Source organism: Burkholderia sp. Ac-20345 (assembly GCF_017104825.1).
In the GTDB taxonomy this organism is placed as follows: Bacteria; Pseudomonadota; Gammaproteobacteria; order Burkholderiales; family Burkholderiaceae; genus Burkholderia; species Burkholderia lata_B.
Map to the genome: position 1 here is coordinate 20,603 of NZ_JAAGPO010000125.1, position 9,972 is coordinate 30,574.

Genomic DNA, 9,972 nt, shown 5'->3' on the forward strand with positions numbered 1-9,972 from the left:
CTCCACAAGATGGCTTCGGTTGGGGGATTCACATTGCACCATCAGGACGAGTTTTGCTCGTTGTATGAACCTTCCTCAGACCACGAGGTGGAGCGCGACTTTCACGCCCTAGCGGAAGCCTACCAATTACTCGCTCTAGCTATGGAGCTTGAAGGTAGAGATCGATTGGCTTCTTGGTTGAGGGGCAGGGTTCGGGTGCATTTCGCGCGAGCTAGTGGGATTCGGGAGGGGTTTTTTAAATGATTATTGATTATTTTATGTGTAAATAAATATTCAATCGGATGGGCTATTGAGTCAATAAGAATTTTTGATTGGCTGGTTTATGGATAATCTCGTTTAATACAATCGGCTTATATGCCGTCGGTAATAATTAAAGGAGTTTATTCGATATGCCAAGATCTAAGAATTGTTTGCTGCAGAGCATGATCGCAGCGGCTTGTGTTGCGTTGTCGCCTTCATCGTATGCCGCTGACTTGACTCGCGACAATGGTTCACCAGTTGGTGACAATCAGAATTCACAGACGGCGGGTCCGAATGGCCCGGTGCTGCTGCAGGATTCGCATCTCATTGAAAAGCTGCAGCGATTCGATCGCGAACGTATTCCGGAGCGTGTTGTGCACGCACGAGGGACGGGTGCATTTGGCGAATTTGTTTCAAGTGCAGATATCAGCAATCTGACAACCGCGAAGGTGTTTACGGCCGGCTCGAAAACGCCCGTGTTCGTACGCTTCTCGACCGTTATGGGCTATCGAGGGTCACCGGAACAAGCTCGTGACCCTCGTGGTTTTGCCGTGAAATTCTATACGGAGCAGGGCAACTGGGACCTGGTCGGTATCCACTTGCCGATCTTCTTCATCCGTGATGCGATCAAGTTCCCGGACTTCGTGCATGCGAACAAACCGAGCGCCGTAACCGGCGTTCAGGATCCAAATCTCGCATTCGACTTCTTTGCGCACACCCCTGAGGCGACCAGTATGCTGACTCGCCTGTATTCCGACGAGGGGATGCCTGACTCATACCGGAGAATGGATGGCTTTGGCGTTCACGCATTCAAGTTCGTCAACGCGGGCGGACAGGTTACCTATGTGAAGTTTCACTGGAAGAGTCTACAGGGTACTCAGAGCATTCGTCCACGGGACATTGCGGGGTCGATCGGAGCAGACTGGAACCTGATGACGAACGACCTGTACGGCGCTCTGAAGGCGGGCGACTATCCGAAGTGGGACTTGTATATCCAAACTTTGAATCCAGCCGATCTCGACAAATTTGACTACAACCCGCTCGACGACACAAAGATTTGGTCCGGTATTCCTGAGCGCAAGATCGGTACCCTGACGTTGAATCGCGTGCCGGAAAACTACTTCGAGACGACTGAGCAATCTGCGTTTGCACCGTCTCGGTTGGTACCGGGAATCGAGCCATCCGAAGACCGTATGTTGCAAGGCCGTGTGTTTTCGTATGCGGACACGCAGATGTACCGTCTCGGTGTCAACTTCAGCCAGCTGCCTGTCAATCGGCCACGGGTGCCGGTTGTAAGTAACAATCAGGACGGTGCGATGAACATTGGCGGCCGTAAAGGCGAGGTGAACTACGAGCCTTCGGCACTGAATGAGATTGCACAGAATCCGCGTTACAAGGCCGTCGAAACACCATTGATCGGTACTACGCAACAAAAGTCGATCTATAAAGTGCTTAATTTCCGGCAAGCAGGAGAGTACTACCGTACATTGTCGTCGCGAGACAAACAGAATCTTGTGACTTCATTGTCCAGCGATCTGAATCATGTGACGAACAACACGAACAAGTACACGATGCTGTCGTATTTTTACAAGGCGGATCCCGATTACGGGGCACGTTTGGCGAGTGCTACGCGCTCGGACCTGAGTCGCGTCAAGTCTCTCGCTGACAAACTCGTCGAGAATTAATCCATATGATGAGGCGAGGACTGATCAAAGTCTTCGCCTTTCTTCAGTTTGAATTCTCCACTTGGCGACGTGTGATGCAAAACTCGATGAAACCATTCAAAATTGTCCTCGTTCATGTGATAGTGATTGCTTGCGCAGTAGCCGCTGCTGGTTGCGCGACGTTCGATCCTCTTGCAACCGTTCCAGATCTGGCCGTGAAAAACGATCTGCGTCGTTACGACGAGACGTGGTTCGCCGCCGCACGGCTCGGTCGAGCTGATATCTTGGGGGCGCTCGTCGATGCACGCTTTCCGGTCGATGCGACGACGCCTGAAGGTTACACTGCTCTCATCCTGACTGCGTATAACAATCGACCGGCAGCACTCGATTATCTGCTTCGCGTGGGTGCGAATCCGTGCGTTGGCGATCGCTACGGAAACACAGCGTTGATGGGGGCGCTGTTCAAGGGTGAAACTCAGATCGCGAAACGACTCGTCGATGCCAGTTGCCCGATTGACCAAGTCAACAATGCAGGCCAGACGGCGCTCTCGTTCGCCGCCTTGTTCGGTCGGCTCGAACTGCTTCCCGTTCTCGTCGCGCACGGTGCGAATCCCGATCACATCGACGCGCTTGGTCGCACAGTGCTACAGAATGCGATTTTGCAGGGCAACGATTCAGCGGTTGCTTTGCTAGAACGGGTAGGTGCGACACCGAACGTCGACCAGACATTGCGGATGCGACCGTAGTGACTTGGCATTGTTTGACTGGGGCTGCTCCAGGATGCAATGTTTGCTCAATTGCTCTCTGCCGGTAGCGGCCCATCGACAATGGCCTGCGCACGTGCGGAGTTGAGGCCTAAGGCACGTAGCAAGCAGACACAAAAGGAACATATATAGCTTGATGGGCGTGATTCGCTCAGCAACGCTCGCATCGCCATACGAACGCTGCCCACGACTAGGTCACTGGCACTCGTAAGTTCGCCGAACTCGAACTGACCTGCGCGCAACCCCGCGATCAATTCTGGGCGAGGATAGCTTAGTAAGTCCTCGTTGATGGATTGACCATCTACTGATAACGCATACGCAAGCCAGCCCCACGTTGGATTTTCGACCGTGCGCTGTAACACGAGGCGGGTCTGCGCCGTAAACCGCTCGACCGGATCCGCGACGGTGTAGCAGCGTCTTTGAATCTCAGCGAACGGATCATGGCCAATTTCGTTCCACAAATCCGCCATCAGTTCGTCGCGGGTCTGATAGTGGTTATAAAAGGTGCCCCGCGCGATACCCGCGGCTTGAATGAAATCGTCGATGGTTGCCTTCCTTTCGCCCAATTCCGCTACTACGCGGGCCGCCGCTTCTAGTAGCTTCTTCCGCATTCGGGTCCTGCGCTCTTGGCCGATCTCAACCCGTCTGATGTTGTTCATATCTTCTCACTTTCCCTAACAGACCGTTGAAATTCCTCCCACTCTCGTCATCCAGTCGGGAGGAGTAAGCATTGAAGTAATGCATTGAAAAGTGCAGGATAGTCCAATAGGAGTCCGGATGCACAGGAAGAATGGTTGGACCGAGGAAACTCAAGTAAGTGAGGTCGCAGATAGAGGACTTGGCAGAGGTACTATTACGGCGCAGAGTATGAGAGTCGAGACTTGGCGGAGCGCTTTCCATGAGGGGCCCTCGGCGCTGACGGACACGGCACTCCGTGCACGTCGCGGCCGAAGCAGACGCGGATTTAGGCTGCAGTAATATGCGCACATCGGTGATGAGGCTGGGCGCGCTTATTATTGCGCGACGTAGTCCGCGGTCCGCATGGCATTCGTTATGATTCAGGTCAAGATTCAATATTTAATTTAACGAATCTTCGCTAAGCAATGTGCTCATTCGCTCGACGATTTCGTCTTCAGTCAAACTATCGACGAAGTGCGAAATATAGGCGCCATCAGGGCCGATCAGGTAAGCTATTGCCGTGTGGGGCACGACATAACCGTCGGCGTCTTCGGCGTCCAGTTTCTTCTGTGCGAATACGCGAAACGCTTTCTTGGCATTTTCTATTTGAAGCTCCGCCCCGGTCAAGCCAGTGAATCGTGGGTATTTGGTCGTAAGATAGGCTTTCATCACGGCGGGTGTGTCGCGAGTTGGATCGACAGTGATATAGAGGGGAATCAATGCATGGTTTTTTGATTCTAGGCGATCAAGAACTGTAGACAGTTTTGTGAGTGATCGCGGGCAAACGACACGGCAGTGTGTGAAACCAAAATAAACCAGCAGGTAGTGGCCGCGAAAGTTTTCAAAAGTTACCAGTTTACCGTGGTGATCGATCAAGTCGAAGTTGCAAGAGATGTTCGCGTTCATTCCCACTCCAGAATCAAGTCAGTTTCTTTGCATCCTGTCAATTCTATGCACAGCAATCCGTTTTCGTGCTGCTCAAACACCTCGCATTTCTCACCTTGAGAACTCAAATGGTAGACTCCGCGGCCGAGGGCATTGCTTATCTCCAAGCGGCGAACGTCGGTCCTGGTGGAACTGTCGACGGTCAATGCAAGACTGTTGCGTTGCGTATCGAACCAAGCTCTGCACAGACTGGTTCCAGCGCTTAGGGACGTTACTGCTGGCTCCTTGAAGTGAGCATCGCCCCACGGTCCCTCATACAACTTGTGGATGCCGCCCGGGACGTTCAGTCGAGCCAGTGGCAACAATGCGTTAGAGGTGTGCGGGTCCATAGTGATAAAGCGGCCATCTGCATCGAAGCCCTCATCACATCGCTGATAGTGATATCCGCCATCGGACCAAGTAGGATGAAGGTATTCATCTGCATAGGCGAGCAGCTTCTTAAGACGTTCGCTATCTCCCATCTCTGCCGCACATGCCGCAGCCCAGCCTTGGTTGTGGGCTACAGGTATCGCTTCGAGGCCGGGGCCAATGTATGGAGGCGAGACCCACAGGGTGTCGTTGGGTCCATTTTGCAGCCACGACTTGATTAGGGTCGGATATTGTTGCTCGATGAATTGAGGATTCCAGGCGTGCATTAGCGTCATCACCCAGAGATCCACCCACGGGGAGTTAGGGTTTGCCAACGCGATGCGTTCCTTTTCTTGCACCAACATATTGAAGTGGCCTGCTTCGTCGAGAATCCCAAATTCACTCCAAGCCTTTAAGTAACCACTGGTGACCTCGCTTGCGGTATCACCCCCATAGACGAGATCGTGAAAACGAAAACCGAAGATGGCTGGCTGATTACAGATTTGAAATACGCAGTTCGGTTCACAGGCGATGCCAAGATAACCGCGCTCTACCATGTTCCAGTAGAGATGCTGATTTAGTGATCGTTCGTCGTAGGGGAAGCGCTTGTCGTCACCACCCCAAAATAGTGAGACGACAGCGAAGGTAAGAGCGCCTTCTGATGCATATTTCGCATCTCGGAACAGGTAGTGGTACATGAGTGCCATCGATTGCACGTAGGCGCTGTACATGATGTTATCCGTATCCACAGGATTCCATCGCGACGGCAGAACGCCTTGCGATCCATTGAACGGACCGTTTCCAGTACTAACGTAGTGCCAGTAACTCCAAACGTCAGGTGAAAGAGTCTTCTGGATCAAGCGATCGAACGGCTCGCGGAACATCGCAGGCGCGGCGGGCAGGCGATGCACGTGGGTTAAGCCCAGCGCATATGCCATGTACGCCAATTGGAAGCGCAGTGAGCCAAAGTCCTCCTGCATGGTTGAGCGGCCCAGCATGCCGGACCAATCATCAGAAAGTTGCGCTGAGAGGTTCAATATGCGACGTAGGCTTCCCTTCTGAAGGAGGTCAAGTCGAGGGGTTTGGTTGAACCAAGCTAGATCAAAAGAGTGCGACTCGTTGGCGATCATGATTCTCCTAAGCTGGACGTTCGGGAGCCCACGTGCCGCACGAAGCGGCTTTCGGGTTGTAATGTGATCTAACGATATCCAAATTGGACGTTTATTGTCAATATGTGCTCTGCGGGCTTGCCGGGACGGAGGGGCTGTTGTTGGTCAAGCTAGCTTGTAGATTGAGCTGCAGAGCGGTTCTATGGGCTCGGAGGGCGTGAGAAGAAGGGGCGCTCAGGGGGCTATGTCCTTCGTCAACCGTTAGGGGCTGACTTGGACCGGTAAATGGTGCCGTTGCGCAGCATGGCGAACAGGACGTCGCAGCGCCACGGTGTCGGCATGATGAGCGGTTGTGGCGCTTGCCCTGCTGGATCTTGCGGGCGTAGTAAGCCCGCGAGACAGGATCTCGCAACGCCGCGAAGGCGGGTAGGAACAAGGCGCGCTTGAGCACCTTGTTGCCACGTCTGGGTGGATGCTCGTCACGGATGGATGAACCAGAGCGCCGGGTGGCCTAGGCCGCCATGTGAGCGGCGCGACTTCAGTCAGGAGTCTGGCGGCGGTTCTGACGCCGACTCCCGGCATGCTGGTCAGGACCGCCAAAGAGGGCGAGCAAGCACAAGTCGCTCAAATTCGGCGGCGACCTCGCTGCTTGCGCAAGGCCGCAAGCAGCTGGGCTAGGGCGTGTTCACACTACATTGATTTGAGGTTATGTTTCGGAGATGGAAATCTCCGAAGCCCAATTCAAACAGATCGAACATTGTCTGCCGCGACAGCGTGGCAATGTGAGCCTGTCAAACCTGCAAGTGCTCAACGCGATCCTCTATGTTGCCGAGCACGGGTGTAAATGGCGCGGCCTGCCACCGGCGGATTCAACCGGTCGATGCAACAGCTTGATGGAATCGTTCAGCCGGTGTATCGAAGTTTAGTGTCTTGCGTGGACGTTCGTTGAGTCGTCGGGCAATGGCGTTGAGCTTGGCTTGCGAGTAGGCAGAGAGGTCGGTTCCTTTTGGGAGGTACTGTCTCAGAAGTCCGTTCGTATTTTCGTTCGTGCCGCGTTGCCAAGGATGCTGGGGATCGCAGAAGTAGACCTTGATGTTCGTCGCATCTTCTCGCGCTTCGACAAACTCGACTTGATGTTCATGCCTTTATTAACTTCGCCCTGATCATCGAAGCCCTTCGGTAGGGTGAACACGCCCTAGGCGGGGCATGACGATGATGGCGGCTTGCGTGTCGGGTACGGCACGGCTTGTTCGCTGAGTGCCTAACGATCTCGACCGCTAAGCCTTTGCCCATGCGAGGAGCGTGCTTGGTCAGGCGGTTGGCGAGCGTCTTCTCGCTGGTGGCGGCAAGCGCGGTGGGCGACGGGTAGCGCTCGAGCAGATCGAGCACTGCTGGATGGTCGAAGCGCGGTCCAAGAATGCGTTCGAGAGCCGAGTGGATCTGGGTAAGCAAGCCGTGAATGCGGTTGCTGGTTCGAGTGACTTGGTCGGCTAGATCGACGTCGAAGCCGCACAGCATGATGAGTTCGGCGAGCTGCTCGTCGGCCAATCGAAGCGAGCGCAGCGTATGCGGCATCGAGCGGGCGGCCTCGGCGATGATCGCGGCATCGCGGGCATCGGTCTTGGCTTCGCCGGCGTGAAGATCAGCGATGCGGCGCATGGCCAGCCCCGGCAGATAGGTGACGAGTACGCATTCAGCGCGGGCGACGGCTACAGAGCGCGCCGATGCTGGACGGCTGATAGTACTAGTGTCTGGGGAGCCAGTTTCTTCGATCAAGATCCGTGCGTCTATTTGCATTTACTAATTTTGCTGATGGTCAGTGATGATTCGTCAACGTTGGTTCTTCTTAATGCGATGTCGAAATTGGGTGTGTTCGACTCCATGCGGCCGCAGTGCCGTTCTTGATTGGCACGGAGTATGGTGACCTGCTCCCCGCGTTTAGTACGGTGACGGTGTAGAGTCCGTTCCAGAGAGGAACGGCAATGAAAAAGCGATTCACCGAAGAACAAATCATCAGCATCTTGAAGGAAGCCGAAGCTGGCTTGAAGCCGGCGGAGCTGTGCCGCAAGTACGGCATCTCGGAAGCGACCTACTACAACTGGAAAGCGAAGTTCGGCGGGATGACGGTCTCCGAAGCGCAGCGCCTGAAGGAACTGGAGCAGGAGAACAACAAGCTCAAGCGCCTGTTGGCCGAATCAATGCTCGACAACGCCGCGCTAAAGGACCTGCTTGCTCGAAAGTAGCAAGCCCGCAGGCCAAGCGCGAAGCGGTCCGGATATTGATGACCGAACGCGCCATGGGTGTTACCCAGGCCTGCGGGTTGGTAGGGATTTCGCGCTCGCTGTTCCACTACGAATCACGCCGCCGAGTTGACGACGAAGCGCTGACTGGCCGGATGATGGCCATCGCCGCGCAGAAGCGCCGCTACGGCTATCGCCGGATTCACGTGCTGTTGCAGCGGGAGGGCTGCTTCGCCAACCACAAGCGCATCTGGCGCCTGTACAGCAAGGCGGGACTGAGCGTGCGCAAGCGGCGACGCAAGCGTATTGCGGCCGTCGAGCGCACGCCGCTACCGTTACCAACAGGCCCGAATCATAGCTGGTCGATGGACTTTCTATGGTCCACCCGCAAACCGCAAGCGCAGACTGGTGGCGATAGACGACTCGCGTTTATCTATCCGGCCTATAGCGATCCGATCGAAGCCGGATCTGGCCTGCATGATGTAGTCGCACGCTTCCGTCCCAATTAGTGGCGCGGCATGATGTCTGCCGGAAGTCCATACGGGTTTGGGGAAGCGACGGATGGTCGTTTGCGCCATGCTGATTGGCTGCGCGAGCTGCGGAAAGTAACGGTGATCAGGGGTAGAGCTATCGGTCTGCTGCGATTCCGGTGCGGTAGTTCAGGTTAAACTCCGCGCCGCTTCGCATGACAGCCCATGCAATGCGTACGAGTTTGTTTGCCAGTGCGCAGACTGCAATGTGCGCATGCCGGCGTTCGGCAAGTTGGATTAGCCAGTGCTGGATCGGATCGTTGGGATGCTTGTCTTTCCATACCCATAGCGCGCGGGCGCCCTGCACGAACAGGCGACGCAGATAACTGTTTCCCCTCTTTGTAATACCTAGCAAACGTGGCTTGCCGCCGGTTGTATGCTGTTGTGGCACCAGCCCTACCCAGGCGGCGAGATCGCGGGCCCGCCGGAACGTTGATGCATTGCCGACTGCGGAGACGATGGCGGTCGACAGCAAGACACCGACGCCTGGAATCGTTTGAAGGCGTCGGCAAAGGTCACTCTCACGTGAGAGACATTTGAGCCGGTCGTTCATCTGTTCAATGGTTGTTTCCGTGCGATTCCACATGTCGAGCAACATGCGTCCAAGGTCGCGCATCATGGGAGTTAAGCCGGAGTCTTCCTTCTCGAGCAGAGCGGGCAACACGGTGCGAAGCGCATAGAACCCCTGTGCAATCTCGATGCCGCGATCCAGCAGCAGTCCGCGAATCTGGTTGGTCAATGCCAGGCGTTGCTGGAGCATGCGTTCGCGGGCGCGATGCAGCGCCTGGACATCCATCTGTTCCTCTGACTTGAGCGGCACAAACCGCATTGTCGGAAGTCGGACAGCTTCGGTAATAGCCTGAGCGTCGTTAAAGTCGTTCTTCTGCGATTTGACGAACGGCTTGACGTACTGTGCTGGCAGAAGTTTGACGTCATGTCCGAAGCCCTGAAATTTGCGGGCCAGATACTGCGAGCCACAGCATGTTTCGATGCCGACAAGGCACGGTGGATGTTGTGCCATAAGCTGCAGGAGTTGATTACGCCCCAACTTCTCGCGCAGCACGACTTTGCCAGCAGCGTCGCAGCCTACGACGTGGAACCAGCGCTTGCCGAGATCGATTCCTAACGTGACCGAGTTCATGGCAGCCTCCATGGGTGGTAGCGCCACTACGATAGAAGAAGCGGGTGGACCATACCATTAGTTTCTGACGGGCTGGCCTATGGTCGGCGGTTTCGATGCCTGAACGTGGTCGACGACTACACGCGCGAGTGCCTGGCCATCGAGGTTGATACTTCGCTGCCGGGCTTACGAGTGCAGCAAGTGCTCGAGCGGCTCAAGGAGATGCGAGGCTTACCCGCATCCATCACGGTCGACAACGGGCCGGAGTTCGCTGGTAAGGTGCTGGATGCATGGGCCTACGAAGCCGGTGTCACGCTGTCGTTCATTCGGCCTG

At 55.3% G+C, this 9,972-nt stretch carries 8 protein-coding genes and 5 pseudogenes; 6 read left to right on the forward strand and 7 right to left on the reverse strand.

Annotated features, from left to right (window positions below; translation table 11 throughout):
* The first annotated feature begins 389 nt into the window (after positions 1–389).
* Together G3O06_RS32240 and G3O06_RS32245 are read left to right on the forward strand one after the other, a co-directional pair.
* Positions 390–1,925: a catalase gene (locus G3O06_RS32240; RefSeq protein ID WP_205818629.1), complete on the forward strand. Its 1,536-nt coding sequence runs from the start codon at positions 390–392 to the stop codon at positions 1,923–1,925.
* 86 nt (positions 1,926–2,011) lie between these two features.
* Positions 2,012–2,650: an ankyrin repeat domain-containing protein gene (locus tag G3O06_RS32245; RefSeq protein WP_205818630.1), complete on the forward strand. Its 639-nt coding sequence runs from the start codon at positions 2,012–2,014 to the stop codon at positions 2,648–2,650.
* Positions 2,651–2,697: 47 nt separating this feature from the next.
* On the opposite strand, the gene G3O06_RS32250 is transcribed toward G3O06_RS32245, so the two are convergent.
* The 4 genes and pseudogenes from G3O06_RS32250 to G3O06_RS49300 form a co-directional block, all read right to left on the reverse strand.
* Positions 2,698–3,327, reverse strand: a complete 630-nt coding sequence (locus G3O06_RS32250; RefSeq protein WP_205818631.1) for a TetR/AcrR family transcriptional regulator — start codon at positions 3,325–3,327, stop codon at positions 2,698–2,700.
* 418 nt (positions 3,328–3,745) lie between these two features.
* The gene (locus tag G3O06_RS32255; protein WP_205818632.1) at positions 3,746–4,252 is read right to left on the reverse strand and encodes an SCO family protein; all 507 of its coding nucleotides are present in this window, start codon (positions 4,250–4,252) and stop codon (positions 3,746–3,748) included.
* Positions 4,249–5,769, reverse strand: coding sequence for a hypothetical protein (locus tag G3O06_RS32260; RefSeq protein ID WP_205818633.1), 1,521 nt, complete (start codon positions 5,767–5,769; stop codon positions 4,249–4,251). Before G3O06_RS32260 ends, G3O06_RS32255 begins: the two co-directional genes overlap by 4 nt.
* 233 nt (positions 5,770–6,002) lie before the next feature.
* Positions 6,003–6,342, reverse strand: a pseudogene (locus tag G3O06_RS49300) (transposase); the annotation flags it as partial.
* Between the two features lie 125 nt (positions 6,343–6,467).
* Between G3O06_RS49300 and G3O06_RS32270 the strand changes: the two are divergent.
* Positions 6,468–6,608: pseudogene (locus G3O06_RS32270) on the forward strand (transposase); the annotation flags it as partial.
* A 9-nt stretch (positions 6,609–6,617) separates the two neighbouring features.
* Here G3O06_RS32270 and G3O06_RS32275 read toward each other — a convergent pair.
* Both G3O06_RS32275 and G3O06_RS32280 read right to left on the reverse strand, forming a co-directional pair.
* Positions 6,618–6,851: pseudogene (locus G3O06_RS32275) on the reverse strand (IS30 family transposase); the annotation flags it as partial.
* A 244-nt stretch (positions 6,852–7,095) separates the two neighbouring features.
* Positions 7,096–7,488 (reverse strand): annotated as a pseudogene (locus G3O06_RS32280) (transposase); the annotation flags it as partial.
* Between the two features lie 242 nt (positions 7,489–7,730).
* Here G3O06_RS32280 and G3O06_RS32285 point away from each other — a divergent pair.
* Both G3O06_RS32285 and G3O06_RS32290 read left to right on the forward strand, forming a co-directional pair.
* Complete coding sequence (locus tag G3O06_RS32285) at positions 7,731–7,991, forward strand: transposase (RefSeq protein WP_132025522.1); 261 nt, start codon at positions 7,731–7,733, stop codon at positions 7,989–7,991.
* 38 nt (positions 7,992–8,029) lie between these two features.
* Positions 8,030–8,497, forward strand: coding sequence for an IS3 family transposase (locus tag G3O06_RS32290; RefSeq protein ID WP_205818634.1), 468 nt, complete (start codon positions 8,030–8,032; stop codon positions 8,495–8,497).
* 118 nt (positions 8,498–8,615) lie between these two features.
* Here G3O06_RS32290 and G3O06_RS32295 read toward each other — a convergent pair whose 3' ends face one another.
* Positions 8,616–9,659 carry an IS110 family transposase gene (locus G3O06_RS32295; RefSeq protein ID WP_205818635.1) on the reverse strand — a complete coding sequence of 348 codons (1,044 nt, stop codon included), beginning with the start codon at positions 9,657–9,659 and terminating at the stop codon, positions 8,616–8,618.
* A 60-nt stretch (positions 9,660–9,719) separates the two neighbouring features.
* On the opposite strand from G3O06_RS32295, the pseudogene G3O06_RS32300 reads away from it, so the two are divergent.
* Positions 9,720–9,972: pseudogene (locus G3O06_RS32300) on the forward strand (DDE-type integrase/transposase/recombinase); the annotation flags it as partial.